A 19,343-nucleotide genomic window follows, 5' to 3' on the forward strand; every position below is an offset into this window, starting at 1 on the left:
TCATGACGGCACGTGCTGCTGCAAGGTATATAATACTAAGGGCGGCACAACGCTTGCGTAGCAGCTTGCGCTTAAGAATGGCATTTGCGTCGTCATATGCGGCACAAAGAACTTAAAAAGAGGTTTTGACTCATGACAGATAAACGCAAAGATGGCTCGGGCAAATTGTTGTACTGCTCTTTTTGCGGCAAAAGCCAGCACGAAGTGCGTAAGCTCATCGCCGGCCCATCCGTGTATATCTGCGACGAATGTGTCGACTTATGTAACGACATCATTCGCGAAGAGATTAAAGAGGTAGCGCCGCATCGCGAACGCAGCGCGCTGCCAACACCGCACGAAATTCGTCACCACCTTGATGACTACGTCATCGGTCAGGAACAGGCGAAAAAAGTGCTGGCTGTCGCGGTATATAACCACTACAAACGTCTGCGTAATGGCGATACCAGCAACGGCGTTGAGCTTGGCAAAAGTAACATTCTGCTGATTGGCCCAACCGGTTCTGGTAAAACGCTGCTGGCGGAAACGCTGGCGCGCTTGCTGGACGTTCCGTTCACCATGGCGGATGCAACAACCCTGACCGAAGCCGGTTATGTGGGTGAAGACGTTGAAAACATTATTCAGAAACTGCTGCAGAAGTGCGATTACGACGTACAGAAAGCGCAGCGCGGTATTGTTTACATCGATGAAATCGACAAAATCTCGCGTAAATCTGACAACCCGTCGATTACTCGCGACGTGTCCGGTGAAGGCGTACAGCAGGCTCTGCTGAAGCTTATCGAAGGCACCGTGGCTGCCGTTCCTCCGCAGGGTGGACGCAAGCATCCGCAGCAGGAATTCCTGCAGGTTGACACCTCGAAGATCCTCTTTATCTGTGGCGGTGCATTTGCCGGTCTGGATAAAGTGATCGCCAACCGCGTTGAAACCGGTTCAGGTATTGGCTTTGGTGCAACGGTGAAATCGAAAAGCGATAAAGCCAGCGAAGGCCAGTTGCTGACCCAGGTTGAACCAGAAGATCTGATCAAATTTGGTCTGATCCCTGAGTTTATCGGTCGTCTGCCGGTTGTCGCTACGCTGACTGAGCTGAGCGAAGACGCGCTGATTCAGATCCTCAAAGAGCCGAAAAACGCCCTGACCAAGCAGTACCAGGCGCTGTTCAATCTTGAAGGCGTGGATCTGGAATTCCGTGATGAAGCGCTGGACGCTATCGCCAAGAAAGCGATGAGTCGTAAAACCGGTGCGCGTGGTCTGCGTTCAATCGTAGAAGCGGCGCTGCTTGAGACCATGTACGATCTGCCTTCTATGGAAGACGTCGAAAAAGTGGTTATCGACGAATCGGTGATTGCGGGTCAGAGCGAGCCGCTGCTGATTTACGGCAAGCCGGAAGCACAGCAGGCATCTGGCGAATAATTCACCAGTTCATACAATCAGTTAATGAAAAAGGGGGGATTTTATCTCCCCTTTTATTTTTCCTGATTCATAGCGTTGAATGTGTGGAATACATCCCCATATACTGGTTACATGTTAATGGTTGTGTGAAGCACAGTCACACGGCCAGCTTACCTGGCGGACACTAAACTAAGAGAGAGCTCTATGAATCCTGAGCGTTCTGAACGCATTGAAATCCCCGTATTGCCGCTGCGCGATGTGGTGGTTTATCCGCACATGGTCATTCCCTTATTTGTAGGGCGGGAAAAATCTATCCGTTGTCTGGAAGCGGCCATGGATCATGATAAAAAAATCATGCTGGTCGCGCAGAAAGATGCTTCAACGGATGAGCCGGGTGTAAACGATCTTTTCACCGTCGGGACCGTGGCCTCTATTTTACAAATGCTGAAGCTCCCGGACGGTACGGTCAAAGTACTGGTCGAAGGGTTGCAGCGTGCGCGCATCTCCACGCTTTCCGATAACGGTGAGCACTTCTCTGCGAAAGCAGAGTACCTGGAGTCGCCAGCGATTGAAGAGCGCGAGCAGGAAGTGCTGGTGCGTACTGCAATCGGTCAGTTTGAGGGTTACATCAAACTGAACAAGAAAATCCCACCAGAAGTGCTGACGTCGCTTAACAGCATTGACGACCCTGCACGCCTGGCGGACACCATCGCCGCGCACATGCCGCTGAAGCTGGCAGATAAACAGTCTGTTCTCGAGATGTCTGACATCAACGAGCGCCTGGAATATCTGATGGCGATGATGGAATCGGAAATCGATCTGCTGCAGGTTGAGAAACGCATTCGCAACCGCGTCAAAAAGCAGATGGAAAAATCCCAGCGTGAGTACTATCTGAACGAGCAAATGAAGGCGATTCAGAAAGAACTCGGCGAAATGGATGAAGTCCCGGACGAGAACGAAGCGCTGAAGCGCAAGATCGACGCCGCGAAAATGCCGAAAGAAGCGAAAGAGAAAACCGAAGCTGAACTGCAGAAGCTGAAAATGATGTCACCGATGTCAGCGGAAGCGACCGTGGTTCGTGGTTATATCGACTGGATGGTGCAGGTGCCGTGGAACACGCGCAGCAAGGTTAAAAAAGACCTTCGTCAGGCGCAGGAAATCCTCGATACCGACCACTACGGCCTTGAGCGCGTCAAAGACCGCATTCTTGAGTACCTCGCGGTACAAAGCCGTGTGAACAAGCTCAAAGGGCCAATTCTGTGCCTGGTAGGGCCTCCAGGGGTGGGTAAAACCTCTCTGGGTCAGTCCATTGCGCAGGCCACGGGACGTAAATACGTTCGTATGGCGCTGGGCGGCGTGCGTGATGAAGCGGAAATTCGCGGTCACCGTCGTACCTACATCGGCTCTATGCCGGGTAAACTTATCCAGAAAATGGCGAAAGTGGGGGTTAAAAACCCGCTGTTCCTGCTGGATGAGATCGACAAAATGTCTTCGGACATGCGCGGTGACCCGGCCTCTGCTCTGCTGGAAGTTCTTGATCCAGAACAGAACGTGGCGTTTAGCGATCACTACCTGGAAGTGGATTACGATCTCAGCGATGTGATGTTTGTGGCAACGTCAAACTCCATGAACATTCCGGCACCATTGCTCGATCGTATGGAAGTGATTCGTCTGTCCGGTTACACCGAAGACGAGAAGCTGAACATTGCCAAACGTCACCTGTTGCCGAAGCAGATTGAACGTAATGCGCTGAAAAAAGGCGAACTGACGGTAGACGATAGCGCCATTGTTGGCATTATTCGTTACTACACTCGCGAAGCGGGCGTGCGTAGCCTGGAACGTGAAATCTCGAAACTGTGCCGTAAAGCGGTGAAACAGCTGCTGCTGGATAAAACGCTTAAACACATCGAGATTAACGGCGATAACCTGCATGACTACCTCGGCATTCAGCGTTTCGACTACGGTCGTGCGGACGAAGAAAACCGTGTGGGTCAGGTTACAGGGCTTGCGTGGACGGAAGTGGGCGGCGATCTGCTGACCATCGAAACCGCCTGCGTACCGGGTAAAGGCAAGCTGACCTACACCGGTTCTCTGGGTGAAGTGATGCAGGAGTCCATTCAGGCTGCGTTGACCGTGGTGCGCGCGCGTGCGGAAAAACTGGGTATTAACCCTGATTTCTACGAAAAACGCGACATTCACGTTCACGTACCGGAAGGGGCAACGCCGAAAGATGGCCCAAGCGCCGGTATCGCGATGTGTACCGCGCTGGTTTCCTGTCTGACCGGTAACCCGGTGCGCGCAGACGTGGCAATGACGGGTGAAATCACCCTGCGTGGCCTGGTGCTGCCAATCGGTGGTCTGAAGGAAAAACTGCTTGCAGCACACCGTGGCGGCATTAAGACAGTTCTGATTCCTGACGAGAACAAACGCGATCTGGAAGAGATTCCTGACAACGTTCTCGCCGATCTTGAGATTCATCCTGTGAAGCGTATTGAGGAAGTTCTGGCTCTGGCGCTGCAAAATGAACCAAGCGGAATGCAGGTTGTAAGCGCAAAATAGTGACCTCGCGCAAAGAGCGATAATAAATATGAGGCTGGCAAGCATAAACTCACTTGCCAGCCTTTTTTTGTCTCGCTAATTTAGACGGCTGGCAGGTGTGTCGTCGACAACGGGTGTTGTAAGGGCATGGTAGTCCTGATATAACTGCTCCGCGATTGTGCCGCGAAGGATTCCGGTGCGATATAAATAATAAAGAGAGGAAGAGAACAGTGAACAAATCTCAACTGATTGACAAAATTGCTGCTGGCGCGGATATCTCCAAAGCTGCAGCTGGACGTGCGTTAGATGCTTTAATTGCTTCTGTTACTGAATCTCTGCAAGCTGGGGATGACGTTGCACTGGTAGGTTTCGGTACCTTTGCTGTCAAAGAGCGTGCTGCCCGTACTGGCCGCAACCCTCAGACCGGTAAAGAGATCACTATCGCTGCGGCGAAAGTACCATCATTCCGTGCAGGTAAAGCACTGAAAGACGCGGTAAACTGATCCCTTTCCCGTAACGGGAATGTGGCAAAGTATAAGGGCGCATCGACTGATGTGCCTTTTTTTATGCCTGAATGCGGCGTTTTAGGCGTTTATGTACGGTGTGTGCTGACAACCACCCCGGTTTCTTGTCACAATACGGCCTCACGCGCAGCGGCCATCACGTGCTATGCTGCTCGAGGTATTTGTCACCTACAGCGGAGTGTTGTTACACCATGATGGACAATTTACGCACGGCAGCCAATAGCGTCGTGATCAAAGTCATTTTCGGTCTCATTATCGTGTCGTTCATTTTGACCGGCGTGAGTGGGTATCTGATCGGCGGTAACAATAATTACGCCGCAAAAGTAAACGACCAGGAAATTGGCCGTGGCCAGTTTGAAAATGCTGTTGCCAGCGAGCGTAACCGCATGCAGCAGCAGCTTGGCGACCAGTACTCAGAATTGGCCGCTAACGAGAATTACATCAAATCTATGCGCCAGCAGGTGTTGAATCGTCTGATCGATGAAGCGCTGCTGGATCAGTATGCGAAGCACTTAGGTCTTGGCATCAGCGATGAACAAGTGCGTAAAGCGATCCTCGCGACTCCAGCGTTCCAGAGCGAAGGCAAATTTGATAACACCCGCTACAACGCGTTGGTGAATCAAATGGGCATGACCGCTGACCAGTACGCTCAGGCGTTACGTAACCAGTTAACCACTCAGCAGCTGGTAAACGCTGTTGCTGGCACCGACTTCATGTTGCCGGGCGAAACCGAACAGCTGGCAGCGCTGGTGGCTCAGCAGCGTCTGGTGCGTGAAGCGACCATCGATGTTAATGCGCTGGCGGCAAAACAGCAGGTGAGTGACGCGGAAGTCGCGAGTTACTACGAACAGAATAAAGGCCAGTTCGTGGCGCCGGAACAGTTCCGTATCAGCTACATCAAATTGGATGCGGCGTCGATGAAGCACGATGTCACTGATGACGAAATTCAGACTTATTACGATGAACATAAAGATCAGTTCACTCAGCCGCAGCGTAACCGCTACAGCGTGATTCAGACGAAGACAGAAGCCGATGCGAAAGCCGTCCTCGACGCGCTGAACAAAGGCGGTAATTTTGCCGCACTGGCAAAAGAAAAATCGTCAGACATTATCTCTGCACGTAACGGCGGCGACATGGGGTGGCTTGAAGAGTCCACTACGCCTGACGAGCTGAAAAATGCCGGTCTGAAAGAAAAAGGCCAGCTGTCTGGCGTGATTAAATCCTCCGTGGGTTACCTGGTGGTGCGTCTGGACGATGTTCAGCCTTCACAGTTGAAACCGCTGGCGGACGTGCGTAACGATATCGCCAACAAAGTGAAGCAAGAGAAGTCTCTTGATGCGTATTACGCGCTGCAGCAGAAGGTGAGTGACGCGGCTAGCAACGATAACAGCTCTCTGGAAGGTGCCGAGCAGGCCGCGGGTGTGAAAGCCGTTGAGACGGGCTGGTTCGATCGCAGCTCTCTGCCGGCAGAATTGAATTTCAAACCGGTCTCAGACGCTATCTTTAACGGCGGCCTGGTGGGCGAAAACGGTATGCCGGGCAGCAACTCCGACATCATCACCGTTGACGGTGACCGTGCCTTTATCCTGCGCGTGAGCGAACATAAAGCCGAAACGGTGAAACCGCTGGCGGATGTGAAAGCACAGGTGACGGATATCGTTAAGCACAACAAAGCGATGCAGCAGGCCAAACTGGATGCTGAGAAGCTGCTGGTAGCGCTGAAAGACGGTAAAGGCGACGACGCCATGAAAGCGGCTGGTCTGAGCTTTAGCGCTAGCAAAACCCTGAGCCGCGCAGGCCAGGATCCGCTGAGCCAGGCTGCTTTCGCACTGCCACTGCCGCAGAAAGATAAGCCAAGCTATGGTATCGGCAACGATATGCAGGGTAACGTGGTTCTGCTGGCCCTGGATGAAGTGAAAGCCGGCGAAATGCCAGAAGCGCAGAAAAAAGCGATGGTGCAGGGGATTACCCAGAATAACGCCCAGGTTGCTTTCGAAGCGCTGATGAACAACCTGCGTCAATCCGCGAAAATTAAGTTCGGCGACATCATCGAACAGCAGTAATAATCGGAACACGCCTCGCAAAAATTTGTAAGGCGTTGTACACCACAAAGGCCGCTTTCGCGGCCTTTTCCACATTTAAAATCTGCCTTTTGAACGGTTTTACCACAGCCGTTATGGTTTCCTTGCTATCAACTAACAAGGAAAATCAGCATGAAATGTGGAATCAAAATGTGTGTTATGGCGGCTGTACTGGCATGTGCCGGAATGAGTGCCAGTGTTCATGCCGCGCAGTCCTCTTCTGCAAAAGCGCAGGCCGTCCAGACCAAAGCCAGCGAAGCGTCGGGGGAACAGGCAAAGGCTTCTGCCAGTGTGAAAGCAGCGGACGATGAAGGTACCCGAGTGAGCATCAACACGGCGACGGCGGAGGCACTCGCCCTGGCGATGAACGGCGTTGGGCTTAAGAAGGCGCAGGCTATCGTCAGCTATCGCGAAGAGTACGGCCCGTTTAAAACGCTGGACGATCTCAAGCAGGTGCCGGGGATGGGCAACTCATTGGTTGAACGAAATCTGGCACACCTCACGCTTTAATTTATCCGTCATGTTTGCACTCGTCTGAAAGTTTGCCAGACTAAAGAGGTCATACCAGTGGTGTGACCTCTGACTCTATTTAAAATAATAAGGCTATGGCGCTATGCAGACACAAATCAAAGTTCGCGGTTATCACCTGGACGTCTATCAACACGTCAACAACGCTCGTTATCTGGAGTTTCTTGAAGAAGCTCGCTGGGATGGTCTGGAAAGCAGTGCGGGATTCCAATGGATGAGTGCGAACCACATCGCCTTTGTTGTCGTAAACATCAACATTAACTACCGTCGTCCGGCGGTGCTTGGCGATCTGCTGACGGTAACCAGTAAAGTCGAGCAGCTCAATGGGAAAAGCGGCGTGCTAAGCCAGGTGGTGACGCTTGAGCCTGAAGGCCAGGTGGTTGCCGATGCGCTGATTACTTTCGTGTGTATCGACCTGAAAACGCAGAAGGCGCTGGCGCTGGAAGGGGAGTTGCGGGAGCACCTGGAAGCGATGGTTGAGTGATGTGCCAGCCCCGGGGGCGGCGTAAACGCCTTGCCCGGGCTACGGTGGAGTAGTGTTTGTGACTCGGGCTACCAGCCCCGGGGGCGGCGTAAACGCCTTGCCCGGGCTACGGTGGAGTAGTGTTTGTGACCCGGGCTATCTGTCCCGGGGGCGGCGTAAACGCCTTGCCCGGGCTACGTGCAGTAGCCTTTGTCACCCGGGCTACCTGTATGTACATTTGTAGCCCGGCCAAGCGCAGCGCCGCCGGGTTTACACGGGCGAGCTCAAGCGCCGCCGGGAATAACGCCGGGCTTATTTTAGCCCCGTTTTCTGCTTCATCGCCGCCATCACACCCGGCTTATCCGCCAGATAATGGTTCAATCCATTAGCGCGCAGGCTACACGCCGCACAATGACCGCAGCCGTCGCCCTTAATGCCGTTGTAGCAGGTCAGGGTTTCGCTACGCACCAGGTCGAGCTTGCCCCAGTAGTCCGCCAGCGCCCAGGTTTGTGCTTTATCCAGCCACATCAGCGGCGTTTCGAATCGAATATCTTTCGCCATCCCTAAACTTACCGCGTGATGCAACGCTTTCACGAACTCATCGCGGCAGTCCGGGTAGCCGGAAAAGTCAGTTTCACACACGCCGGTAATGATGGCTTCAGCCTGCACCTGGTAGGCATAAATGGCCGTCAGCGTCAGAAACAGAATATTACGTCCGGGGACGAAGGTATTCGGAATACCGTTGGCGTCAGGTTCGTAATCAGGTACTGGAATGCTATCGCGAGTCAGGCTACTGACGGCCAGTTCGTTTAATAGCGTGACATCCAGCACCTTGTGCGCGCGTGCGCCAAGCGTAATAGCCAGCTCACGGGCGACCTCAATTTCAGCGCTATGGCGCTGACCATAATCAAACGTGACGCAGTGCACTTCATCATATTGATGCAGCGCCTGCACCAGGCATGTAGTGGAATCTTGTCCACCGCTAAAGACGACAACGGCACGTTTCATGGCTTTTCCTGTCTGTGACTCTAAAGGCCGTTATGGTAACGCCTGCGCGCTGCGTCGACCAGCTTCTTCAGCGAGAGGCTGGCGGTAGCCAGGCCTCGGAAAAATCAAACCAGCCGCGGGCGTTCAGGTGAATGCCGTTAACCCCCGGAGGGGCGCTAACTTGATATTGATAATTAAATAACGGCGTCAAAATGGCATCGCGCATCAGATGAGTAAAAAGATGCTTCAGCGCGGCAATACGCCGTTCATCATCGGGCTCGGCCTGTGCTTCATCCAGCGCGTTCTGCACACGCAGCGCCTGGGCATCGGTAAACAGCGCCGGCCACAGCGCATCACAGCGTAGCCACTGCTCAAGCGCATATTCCGGCATTTCACCAATAAGCCGGTCACCCATAAACAGATCGGCCTGCGGAAGGTCCGAGCAACCGTTCCAGCTTTTCGCGTCGTAAAAAATCACCGTCAGGTCGCAGCCCAGTTTTGCCAGCGCCCCCTTAAGTTGTTCCGCCATCGTGTGCAGTTCAACGGGCAGATGATAGATGAGAGTCAGGCTGGCGGGCAGAGATACATCACTATTTTCGTGGGGTAGCGGGATGGCCCAGCCGGGCAGCATCTCTTCGCTGGGGGTAATCAGGTTTTCACCCAGCGGCAGGCTTTGCAGCAGCCCGGAGCGGTGAATCAAGGCGATGACTCGCTGCGCTTGCGCTTTACTCAAGCGTGGACTCTGGCGCAGCGCCAGATAACAAAATCCAAGGCTGATGCTGTGACTCACCAGCCGCAATTTCCCCAGCTCCTCAGGCTTGCCAATCGCGATTTGTACCGGGTGCTGGCAGCTGGTTCCCAAACCTTGTTCAAAGAGCTGCGGGGTTATCCAGTATTCAATTGCTTGCAGTAATGGGTGGCTGTGATGATAGCGATGGTGACTCTCTATCCGCACCAGTTCTGGTTCAAAAATCTTAAGCATAAAAGGGCCGGTGCCCTGTTGTGGATCGTCCGGATGCGCCAGCACGCTGCAATAGCTTGCCAACCGATGGGGAAGCCAGTAATCGGGGCGATGCAGGGAAAAGGTCAGACACTGGGGATGCGTCTGGCTAATCTCCCGGACGCTTGAGAACAATCTCGACAGTTCAGGCAGCGCCAGCAGCATCAGCAGACGGCGGCGAAGCTGATCGGTTTCCACCCCATCGCCATTATGCCAATGCAGCGTTGAGCGAATATAGAATTGCCAGCATAACCCGTCGGCTGAAACCGACCAGTGGTGCGCCAGATCGCCCTGTGGCTGAGAGGCTTCCCGGTTAAAGCGGGTGAGCCCGGAGTAAATTTGTCCGGCAAGATGTTGTTCGGCGCGCCCGGCCAGAAAACCAGGTTGTAGAGGCTCCAGCGGTCGATAGTAAGGTATACGCAGCGTGGGCGTATTGTTTTGCCACTGGCCGCCCAGAAACGGATGCAGCAGCGCCCGCAGTTCTACCGGCGCGATCTGCGCCAGCTCCAGGGCGTTGTGCTGTTGCCCGCGATTAAGTGCGGTTTCCATCATCTCGTTACGCAGCGTTTCCGGCGCGGTAAGAAACGTCAAGCGCCCGCGCTTGCCGCGCCCGGACTGCGCCTGCCAGGTGAGCCAGCCTGCCTCCTGCGCCTGACGCAGTAGCGTGCGCACGTGACGCTCGCTACAAAAACAGCGCTCTGCCAGTTCGGCGATGGTCACCTGTTGCGCTTCCCCCTGCGACGGCTGCCACAGGCGCTGGAACTGATTCAAACGATTTAACAGTCGCATATAAACCCGGAACAATAAATATTAACTATTCAGTATTACTTCCGTATATCTCAGCGGATACTGGGTGGCAAGAAAAAGCGAACAGAGGCGGAATAAAAAATGGCAAGACTCGCAGCGTTTGATATGGATGGCACCCTTTTGATGCCGGACCACCGTTTAGGTGAGCGCACAGTCGCGGTTCTAAAGAGACTGCGCGAGCGCGATATCACGCTAACTTTTGCCACCGGTCGCCATGTGCTCGAGATGCGCCCCCTTGTTGAAGCCTTATCGCTGAACGCCTTTTTGATAACCGGTAACGGCACGCGCATTCACTCCCAGCAGGGGGAGGTGATGCACCGCAGCGATCTCAGCCCGGACGTTGCGGAGCAGGTGCTGCATAGCCACTGGGAGACAAAGGCCAGCGTTCACGTTTTTAATGATGAGGGTTGGTTCACCGGCAAGGATATTCCTGATTTGTTGTTAGCGCATGTCTATAGCGGCTTTCGTTATCAGCTCCGCGACTTGCGAAGGATCCCGGCGCATCAGGTAACCAAAATCTGTTTCTGTGGCGATCACGACGATCTCTGCCGCTTGCGCATCCAGCTGGTTGAAGCGCTGGATAAGCGCGCTGATATCTGTTTCTCGGCGGTGGACTGTCTGGAAGTGTTACCGCTCGGCAGCAACAAAGGCGCAGCCCTATCGGTACTGGGCGCGCATCTGGGCGTCGGAATGGACGAATGCATGGCCTTTGGCGATGCAATGAACGACCGTGAAATGCTGGGGCTGGTGGGCCGCGGTGTGATCATGGGGAATGCAATGGGGCAACTCAAAGCCGCGCTGCCCCACCTACCGATTATTGGAAACTGCAACAATCAGGCGGTTTCTCACTATTTAACGCATTGGCTGGATAAACCAAACCTTCCTTATTCCCCCGAATAGAGAGATCTTCCAGCAAGCCAGGCTCAGATGATGCCTGGCTTTTTTTTATTGACCGAGCAGCTGCTGAATCTGGCTGTGCCACGGCGCAACATCGCCAATATGGCTCGCTACCCACTGCGGATTGTAATAGGTATCAAGATAGCGCTCACCGCTGTCGCACAGCAGCGTCACAATCGACCCGGTTTTTCCTTCAGCGCGCATCTGTGCCGCAAGCTGCAACGCTCCCCACATGTTGGTGCCGGTTGATGCGCCAACCTTGCGGCCAAGCTGGGTTTCCAGCCACTGCGCGGTGGCGACGCTGGCGGCATCGGGTACGCGTAGCATGTTATCTACCACATCAGGAATAAAAGAGGGCTCGACGCGAGGGCGGCCGATGCCTTCAATTTTACTGCCCACAGTACCGCGCAGGCTGGCGTCACGGCTCTGCCAGTAGTCCATAAAGACCGAGTTCTCCGGGTCGACTACCATCAGCTGCGTTTCATAACCCTGGCAGCGGATATAGCGACCAATGGTCGCGGAAGTGCCGCCGGTACCCGCGCTCATTACCACCCATGCTGGTACGGGATTGGGTTCATGCGACATCTGACGGAAAATGCTATCGGCAATATTGTTATTTCCACGCCAGTCGGTGGCGCGCTCGGCGTAGGTGAACTGATCCATATAGTGACCGTTCAGTTCGCGCGCCAGCATTTCGGAAGCCGCGTAGATTTCGCAGGCGCTCTCAACAAAGTGGCAGCGTCCGCCGTAAAATTCGATCTGCTCGATTTTTCGTTTTGCCGTGCACGATGGCATTACCGCGATAAACGGCAGCCCAAGCAGACGGGCGAAATAGGCCTCAGAAACCGCCGTTGAGCCAGAAGATGACTCAATAATGGTGGTGCCTTCTTTAATCCAGCCGTTGCAAAGGCCGTACAGAAACAAAGAACGCGCCAGACGGTGCTTCAGGCTGCCGGTGGGATGAGTGCTTTCATCTTTTAAATACAGTTGAATGCCGGGAAATGCCGGAAGCGCCAGGCGAATCAAATGCGTGTCGGCGCTGCGTTGGTAATCGGCGTTAATTTCGCTTATCGCGTGTTTGACCCAGGTGCTATTCATGGTGATTATCCGTTTGTCATTTTGTGCCTAGCTTAGCGAATAGCACAGAAAAAATTGTTGCCATCTTGCCTTTAAAATAGAATCAACTTAGAAAAGTTTTCTCCCGGTGGCCCCTATGTTAGATAAAATTGACCGAAAGCTGCTGTCTTTACTGCAAAAGGACTGCACGCTCTCTTTGCAGGCGTTAGCGGATGCCGTTAATCTGACCACCACTCCTTGCTGGAAACGTCTCAAACGACTCGAAGATGACGGTGTACTTCTGGGCCGCGTGGCGTTGCTCGATGCAGAAAAGCTGGGGTTAGGGCTGACGGCATTTGTGCTGATCAAAACTCAGCATCACAGCAGCGACTGGTACAGCCTTTTTGTCAGCGAAGTGACTCAGATGCCGGAAGTTCTCGGTTTCTGGCGCATGGCGGGGGAGTACGACTACCTGATGCGTGTGCAGGTGGCCGACATGAAACGCTACGATGATTTTTATAAGAGCCTGGTCAATCGGGTTCCTGGGCTGTCGGACGTCACCTCAAGCTTTGCGATGGAACAAATTAAATACACCACCGCGCTGCCCATCGAATAACACTCTGTCTGGAATTTTACTGCGTGCGATTATTTGCTCAACTCAGCTGGTACTTTCGTCGGGAATGGCGTCGCTATCTCGGCGCGGTCGCGTTGCTGATTATCATTGCCATCCTGCAACTTATCCCACCGAAAATCGTGGGCATCGTGGTGGACGGCGTATCGCAACACCATATTGGCGCGCGGACGCTGATGATGTGGGTCGGCACCATCGTGCTGATTGCGGTGGTGGTTTACCTGCTGCGCTATGTCTGGCGCGTGCTGCTTTTCGGGGCGTCTTATCAGTTAGCCGTTGAGCTGCGTGAAGACTTTTATCGCCAGCTAAGCCGTCAGCACCCGGAATTTTATCTGCGCCACCGCACCGGTGATTTGATGGCTCGCGCCACCAACGATGTCGACCGGGTTGTATTTGCCGCCGGGGAAGGGGTATTAACGCTGGTGGATTCGCTGGTTATGGGGTGCGCGGTGCTTATCGTGATGTCGACCCAAATTAGCTGGCAGCTTACCTTACTGGCGCTGGTGCCAATGCCAATCATGGCGCTCGTGATCCACCGTTACGGCAACCTGCTGCACGAACGCTTTAAGCTAGCCCAGGCGGCGTTCTCAAGCCTGAACGATCGCACCCAGGAAAGCCTGACCAGTATCCGCATGATTAAAGCTTTCGGCCTCGAAGACCGTCAGTCCGCGCAGTTCTCCGCCGATGCGGCGGATACCGGCGTGAAAAACATGCGCGTAGCGCGCATTGATGCCCGCTTTGATCCCACCATCTATATCGCTATCGGAATGGCGAACCTGCTGGCGATTGCCGGCGGGAGCTGGATGGTGACGCAGGACATCCTCACGCTCGGTCAGTTAACCAGCTTTATGATGTATCTGGGACTTATGATCTGGCCGATGCTGGCGCTGGCCTGGATGTTTAACATTGTAGAGCGCGGCAGCGCCGCCTACAGCCGAATTCGTACGCTGCTGGCGGAAGCGCCCGTCGTTAACGATGGCACGCAGCCGGTTCCCGAAGGTCGCGGAACCTTAACGCTGGCGATTCGTCGCTTTAGCTATCCGCAAACGGATAAAGCGACGTTGAGCGACGTGGATGTCGTCCTGAAACCCGGTCATATGCTGGGGCTTTGCGGCCCAACCGGTTCGGGCAAATCGACTATCTTGTCGTTGATTCAGCGCCACTTTGATGTCGATGAGGGCGAAATCCGTTTCCACGACATTCCTTTGCGCCAGCTTCAGCTGGATGCCTGGCGTAGCCGTCTGGCGGTCGTCAGCCAGACGGCTTTCCTGTTCTCGGATACGGTCGCTAATAATATCGCGTTGGGCAATCCGGGGGCGACACAAGAGGAAATCGAGCGTGCGGCGCGGCTGGCCTGCGTTCATGACGATATTCTGCGTTTGCCTCAGGGTTATGACACCGAAGTGGGCGAGCGGGGCGTGATGCTCTCCGGCGGGCAAAAACAGCGTATCTCTATCGCGCGTGCGCTGCTGCTAGATGCCGAAATTTTGATTCTTGACGATGCGCTATCGGCGGTTGATGGCCGCACTGAACACCAGATATTGCATAACCTGCGCCAGTGGGGCGAGGGGCGTACGCTGATTATCAGCGCTCACCGGCTTTCGGCGCTGACCGATGCCAGTGAAATTATTGTGATGCAGCACGGGCATATCGCGCAACGCGGTCAGCATGACCAGTTGGCGCATCAACCGGGCTGGTATCGCGACATGCACCGCTATCAGCAGCTTGAAGCCGCGCTTAATGATGTGCCGGAAGATGAAAAAACGGAGGTTGCGGATGCGTAGTTTCGGGCAACTGTGGCCGACGTTGAAACGCCTGTTGGCATACGGCTCGCCGTGGCGCAAACCACTGACGATTGCCGTGGTGATGTTATGGGTGGCCGCCGCCGCAGAGGTTAGCGGGCCGCTTCTGATAAGCTACTTTATCGACAATCTGGTGGCGAAAGATCTTTTACCGTGGGGCACCGTTGCGGGGCTGGCGGCCGCCTATATCGGTTTACAATTGCTGGCGGCGGGCCTGCACTATAGTCAATCGCTGCTTTTTAACCGCGCGGCAGTCGGCGTTGTGCAACAGTTACGAATTGATGTCATGGATGCCGCGCTTCGCCAGCCGTTAAGCGAATTTGACACCCAGCCGGTAGGTCAGCTGATTTCCCGCGTCACCAACGATACTGAAGTCATTCGCGACCTGTACGTGACCGTGGTGGCGACGGTGCTTCGCAGTGCGGCGCTGATTGGCGCTATGCTGGTGGCGATGTTTAGCCTCGACTGGCGCATGGCGCTGGTGGCGATGGCTATCTTCCCGGCGGTCCTGACGGTGATGATCATCTATCAGCGGTACAGCACGCCTATCGTGCGCCGCGTTCGCGCTTATCTTGCGGACATTAACGATGGCTTTAACGAAGTCATCAACGGCATGAGCGTTATCCAGCAGTTCCGGCAGCAGGTGCGTTTTGGCGAGCGTATTGGCGAGGTCAGCCGCTCACATTACATGGCGCGTATGCAAACCCTGCGGCTCGACGGTTTCCTCCTGCGTCCATTGTTAAGCCTGTTTTCCACGCTGGTGCTTTGCGGTCTGCTGATGTTGTTTGGGTTTAGTGCACAAGGCTCAATTCAGGTCGGCGTACTGTATGCCTTTATCAGCTATCTTGGCCGACTCAATGAGCCGCTCATTGAGCTGACCACGCAGCAATCCATGCTGCAACAGGCTGTGGTGGCGGGCGAGCGCGTGTTCGAACTGATGGACAGGCCGCGCCAGCAGTATGGCGAGGACACGACTCCGCTGGAGAATGGCGACATTGATATCGATAACGTGTCGTTTGCCTATCGTGACGACAAAATGGTGCTGCAAAATATCTCATTGTCGATCCCGGCGCGCAGTTTTGTGGCGCTGGTAGGGCATACCGGCAGCGGGAAAAGTACGCTGGCGAGCCTGCTGATGGGCTACTATCCGCCGAATTCCGGTGAAATTCGCCTCGGCGGTCGGCCGTTGCAAAGCCTAAGCCACGCCGTATTACGGGAAGGTATCGCCGTGGTGCAACAAGACCCGGTGGTGCTGGCGGACTCATTCTTTGCTAACGTCACCCTGGGGCGTGATATCAGTGAAGCGCAGGTTTGGCAGGTTCTCGAAACGGTGCAGCTGGCGGAGCTGGCGCGCGCGATGAGCGACGGTATTTATACCCATCTGGGCGAGCAAGGGAATAACCTTTCAGTGGGGCAAAAGCAGCTACTGGCGCTGGCGCGGGTGCTGGTTGATACGCCGCAGGTGCTGATTCTCGATGAAGCAACGGCCAATATCGACTCGGGTACCGAGCAGGCTATTCAGCATGCGCTGGCCGCCGTGCGCCAGCACACGACGCTGGTGGTGATTGCGCACCGCTTATCGACCATTGTGGATGCGGACACCATCATGGTGCTTCATCGTGGGCACGCCGTCGAGCAGGGTTCACACCAGCAACTGCTTGAAGAAAAAGGGCGATACTGGCAAATGTATCAGCTTCAGCTGGCGGGAGAAGAACTGGCCGCCAGCGCTCAGGACGAAGCATTAACCTCTTGATGCACCAGCGTCAGGCATTTTTCTAACAGAATGCTTTTGTGAAACGCATCATGCACCCGCATGGTGCGTTTTTGTTTTTACGACTTTCTAAAGGATTGCCAACCTCCCTGATTTCCACGCTCAGCCTGATGATTTTCATTTCTGGCACGTCCCTTGCTTTATCTCTTTCGTGTTCACGGCCATTACCGAATTCTGACTGGAGGGGATCTATGAAGCTGGTTACCGTGGTAATCAAACCATTCAAACTCGAAGACGTTCGCGAAGCGCTGTCTTCCATTGGCATTCAGGGCTTAACGGTGACGGAAGTGAAAGGCTTCGGTCGCCAGAAAGGCCATGCCGAGCTGTACCGCGGTGCGGAATACAGCGTCAATTTCCTGCCGAAAGTAAAGATTGATGTGGCTATCGCCGACGATCAGCTCGATGAAGTGGTCGATGTTGTCAGCAAAGCCGCTTATACCGGAAAAATTGGTGACGGTAAGATTTTTGTCGCCGAACTGCAGCGCGTCATCCGTATTCGTACCGGCGAAGCCGACGAAGCCGCGCTGTAATTCCCAGCCAGCACAGTGATAGGGATAAAGATGATGAAAAAAATAATCGTGAAAACGGGGTTGAGCGCATTGGCACTGTTGCCGGGTCTGGCCATGGCGGCGCCTGCTACCATCGATAAAGCCGATAACGCTTTTATGATGATTTGTACCGCGCTGGTGTTGTTTATGACCATCCCCGGCATTGCCCTGTTTTACGGTGGACTTATCCGCGGTAAAAACGTGCTCTCTATGCTGACGCAGGTCGCGGTGACTTTCGCGCTGGTCTGCGTACTGTGGGTGATTTATGGCTACTCTTTAGCTTTTGGCACCGGCGGCAGCTTCTTTGGCAGCTTCGACTGGGTGATGCTGAAAAATATTAAAATTACTGACCCCATGGGCACCTTCTATCAGTATATCCACGTTGCGTTCCAGGGTTCCTTCGCCTGTATTACCGTCGGGCTGATTGTGGGCGCGCTGGCGGAACGTATTCGCTTCTCTGCGGTGCTGATTTTCGTGGTCATTTGGCTGACGCTTTCCTACGTGCCGATTGCGCATATGGTCTGGGGCGGCGGTCTGTTGGGAAGTCACGGCGCGCTTGATTTTGCGGGTGGCACGGTGGTGCACATCAACGCCGCGGTGGCGGGGCTGGTGGGGGCTTATCTGATTGGCAAGCGCGTGGGCTTTGGCAAAGAAGCCTTCAAGCCGCACAACCTGCCGATGGTATTTATCGGCACCGCGATCCTCTATTTCGGCTGGTTTGGCTTCAACGCCGGTTCGGCAAGCGCGGCCAACGAAATTGCCGGTCTGGCTTTTGTCAACACCGTTGTGGCGACCGCTGCGGCGATTCTCGGCTGGGTGTTTGGTGAGTGGGCGCTGCGTGGTAAACCTTCACTGCTGGGCGCGTGTTCCGGGGCGATTGCAGGCCTTGTGGCTATCACACCAGCATGTGGTTTTATCGGGGTGGGTGGCGCACTGATTCTGGGGATTGTTGCCGGGCTGGCCGGGCTGTGGGGCGTCACTTCCTTGAAGCGCGTACTGCGCGTAGATGATCCTTGCGATGTGTTCGGGGTACACGGCGTTTGCGGAATTATTGGCTGTATCCTGACCGGTATTTTCGCTTCAACATCGCTTGGCGGTGTGGGGTATGCCGAAGGCGTCACCATGGGGCATCAGGTTCTCGTGCAGCTGGAGAGCATTGGCATCACCATCGTCTGGTCGGGTGTTGTCGCCTTTATTGGCTACAAAGTTGCTGATTTGACGGTGGGTCTGCGCGTTTCGGAAGAGCAGGAACGTGAAGGTCTCGACGTGAACAGCCACGGCGAAAATGCCTATAACGCATAAATCCTGTCGATAATTGAATATCTGCAATGGTAGCCCGGACGAGGTGCGTGAGCACCGACTCCGGGGAATTCCCGGCGGCGCTGCGCCTGGACGGGCTACCAGCGGATTACCCTCGGTTACGCATCACCCCTTCCTGTACCGTTGAAGCAACAAGTACCCCGTCCTCGGTATAAAACTCACCGCGAACAAAGCCTCTGGCGCTTGAAGCCGACGTACTTTCCACGCTATACAGCAGCCAATTATTTAAATTAAACGGGCGATGGAACCACATCGAATGATCGATGGTGGCAACCTGCATGCCCGGCTCAAGGAAGCCGACGCCGTGCGGTTGCAACGCGACCGGCAGGAAGTTGAAATCAGAGGCGTAGCCCAGCAGATACTGATGAATATGCAAATCGTCCGGCACAGCGCCATTGGCCCGCATCCATACCTGACGGCGCGGTTCGGCGGTGTGACCTTTTAATGGGTTGTGGAATTTCACCGGGCGGATCTCAATCGGCTTATCGCACAAAAACTTCTCAGCGACCTGCGGCGGCAACAGATGCGACAGAGAGCGGGCGATATCCGTCTCTGAAGGCAGCCCCTCCGGCGATGGTGCCTCTGGCATGTTTTTCTGGTGCTCGTAACCCGGTTCAGGGGCCTGGAATGATGCCGTCATATAGAAAATCGGTTTGCCGTTTTGGATGGCAGCCACGCGGCGGGCGCTGAAGCTATTTCCGTCGCGCAGCACTTCCACGTCGTAAATGATTGGCTTCTGGCTGTCCCCAGGGCGCAGGAAATAGCTGTGAAACGAGTGAACTAAGCGGTCTGCAGGAACGGTCTCTTTGGCGGCATACAGTGCCTGGCCGACAACCTGTCCGCCAAAGACCTGACGCAGACCCAGATCTTCGCTTTGCCCGCGAAACAGGCCTTCTTCAATTCTTTCCAGATTCATTAATGTCAGCAGATTTGATAGCGCCTGGCTCATTAGTACCCTCTATAATTTTACTGTCATACGGCAGGTGTATCTCTCCATTATAACG

The 19,343-nt window shown here is 54.6% G+C and carries 16 protein-coding genes; 12 read left to right on the forward strand and 4 right to left on the reverse strand.

Annotation, left to right across the window (positions count from 1 at the left end; all coding sequences use genetic code 11):
- Positions 1–132 precede the first annotated feature (132 nt).
- From clpX to ACIPDS_RS12495, 6 genes are all read left to right on the forward strand, one after another.
- Positions 133–1,407 (forward strand): ATP-dependent protease ATP-binding subunit ClpX, encoded by a 1,275-nt coding sequence (gene clpX, locus ACIPDS_RS12470; RefSeq protein ID WP_166514689.1) that lies wholly within the window; start codon positions 133–135, stop codon positions 1,405–1,407.
- 183 nt (positions 1,408–1,590) lie between these two features.
- Complete coding sequence (gene lon / locus ACIPDS_RS12475) at positions 1,591–3,945, forward strand: endopeptidase La (protein ID WP_062773871.1); 2,355 nt, start codon at positions 1,591–1,593, stop codon at positions 3,943–3,945.
- A gap of 209 nt (positions 3,946–4,154) precedes the next feature.
- Positions 4,155–4,427 carry a nucleoid-associated protein HU-beta gene (gene hupB, locus ACIPDS_RS12480; RefSeq protein ID WP_153743509.1) on the forward strand — a complete coding sequence of 91 codons (273 nt, stop codon included), beginning with the start codon at positions 4,155–4,157 and terminating at the stop codon, positions 4,425–4,427.
- Between the two features lie 212 nt (positions 4,428–4,639).
- On the forward strand, positions 4,640–6,511 hold the full coding sequence (gene ppiD / locus ACIPDS_RS12485; protein WP_400736054.1) for a peptidylprolyl isomerase: 1,872 nt from the start codon (positions 4,640–4,642) through the stop codon (positions 6,509–6,511).
- Between the two features lie 150 nt (positions 6,512–6,661).
- Positions 6,662–7,039 (forward strand): helix-hairpin-helix domain-containing protein, encoded by a 378-nt coding sequence (locus tag ACIPDS_RS12490; RefSeq protein ID WP_400736058.1) that lies wholly within the window; start codon positions 6,662–6,664, stop codon positions 7,037–7,039.
- A gap of 103 nt (positions 7,040–7,142) precedes the next feature.
- Positions 7,143–7,541 (forward strand): YbgC/FadM family acyl-CoA thioesterase, encoded by a 399-nt coding sequence (locus ACIPDS_RS12495; protein WP_061282103.1) that lies wholly within the window; start codon positions 7,143–7,145, stop codon positions 7,539–7,541.
- A 291-nt stretch (positions 7,542–7,832) separates the two neighbouring features.
- Here ACIPDS_RS12495 and queC read toward each other — a convergent pair whose 3' ends face one another.
- The gene (queC, locus tag ACIPDS_RS12500) at positions 7,833–8,528 is read right to left on the reverse strand and encodes a 7-cyano-7-deazaguanine synthase QueC (protein ID WP_400736062.1); all 696 of its coding nucleotides are present in this window, start codon (positions 8,526–8,528) and stop codon (positions 7,833–7,835) included.
- A gap of 67 nt (positions 8,529–8,595) precedes the next feature.
- On the reverse strand, positions 8,596–10,296 hold the full coding sequence (locus tag ACIPDS_RS12505) for an SgrR family transcriptional regulator (protein ID WP_400736065.1): 1,701 nt from the start codon (positions 10,294–10,296) through the stop codon (positions 8,596–8,598).
- Between the two features lie 99 nt (positions 10,297–10,395).
- Between ACIPDS_RS12505 and cof the strand changes: the two genes are divergently transcribed.
- The gene (gene cof / locus ACIPDS_RS12510) at positions 10,396–11,214 is read left to right on the forward strand and encodes an HMP-PP phosphatase (RefSeq protein ID WP_400736068.1); all 819 of its coding nucleotides are present in this window, start codon (positions 10,396–10,398) and stop codon (positions 11,212–11,214) included.
- Between the two features lie 45 nt (positions 11,215–11,259).
- Here the strand turns inward: cof and ACIPDS_RS12515 are convergent, their stop codons facing one another.
- Positions 11,260–12,309 carry a PLP-dependent cysteine synthase family protein gene (locus ACIPDS_RS12515; protein ID WP_400736071.1) on the reverse strand — a complete coding sequence of 350 codons (1,050 nt, stop codon included), beginning with the start codon at positions 12,307–12,309 and terminating at the stop codon, positions 11,260–11,262.
- 115 nt (positions 12,310–12,424) lie between these two features.
- Between ACIPDS_RS12515 and ACIPDS_RS12520 the strand changes: the two genes are divergently transcribed.
- From ACIPDS_RS12520 to amtB, 5 genes are all read left to right on the forward strand, one after another.
- Positions 12,425–12,883: an Lrp/AsnC family transcriptional regulator gene (locus tag ACIPDS_RS12520; protein WP_153743501.1), complete on the forward strand. Its 459-nt coding sequence runs from the start codon at positions 12,425–12,427 to the stop codon at positions 12,881–12,883.
- Between the two features lie 23 nt (positions 12,884–12,906).
- Positions 12,907–14,682 (forward strand): SmdA family multidrug ABC transporter permease/ATP-binding protein, encoded by a 1,776-nt coding sequence (locus tag ACIPDS_RS12525; RefSeq protein ID WP_400736075.1) that lies wholly within the window; start codon positions 12,907–12,909, stop codon positions 14,680–14,682.
- The gene (locus tag ACIPDS_RS12530; RefSeq protein WP_400736078.1) at positions 14,675–16,453 is read left to right on the forward strand and encodes a SmdB family multidrug efflux ABC transporter permease/ATP-binding protein; all 1,779 of its coding nucleotides are present in this window, start codon (positions 14,675–14,677) and stop codon (positions 16,451–16,453) included. Before ACIPDS_RS12525 ends, ACIPDS_RS12530 begins: the two co-directional genes overlap by 8 nt.
- 209 nt (positions 16,454–16,662) lie before the next feature.
- Complete coding sequence (gene glnK, locus ACIPDS_RS12535; protein WP_015965555.1) at positions 16,663–17,001, forward strand: P-II family nitrogen regulator; 339 nt, start codon at positions 16,663–16,665, stop codon at positions 16,999–17,001.
- A gap of 33 nt (positions 17,002–17,034) precedes the next feature.
- The gene (gene amtB / locus ACIPDS_RS12540) at positions 17,035–18,321 is read left to right on the forward strand and encodes an ammonium transporter AmtB (RefSeq protein ID WP_400736738.1); all 1,287 of its coding nucleotides are present in this window, start codon (positions 17,035–17,037) and stop codon (positions 18,319–18,321) included.
- Between the two features lie 106 nt (positions 18,322–18,427).
- On the opposite strand, the gene tesB is transcribed toward amtB, so the two are convergent.
- Positions 18,428–19,288, reverse strand: coding sequence for an acyl-CoA thioesterase II (tesB, locus tag ACIPDS_RS12545; protein WP_400736082.1), 861 nt, complete (start codon positions 19,286–19,288; stop codon positions 18,428–18,430).
- Positions 19,289–19,343: the final 55 nt, after the last annotated feature.

The sequence above is a fragment of the Kluyvera sp. NPDC087067 genome (assembly GCF_044745165.1).
In the GTDB taxonomy this organism is placed as follows: Bacteria; Pseudomonadota; Gammaproteobacteria; order Enterobacterales; family Enterobacteriaceae; genus Kluyvera.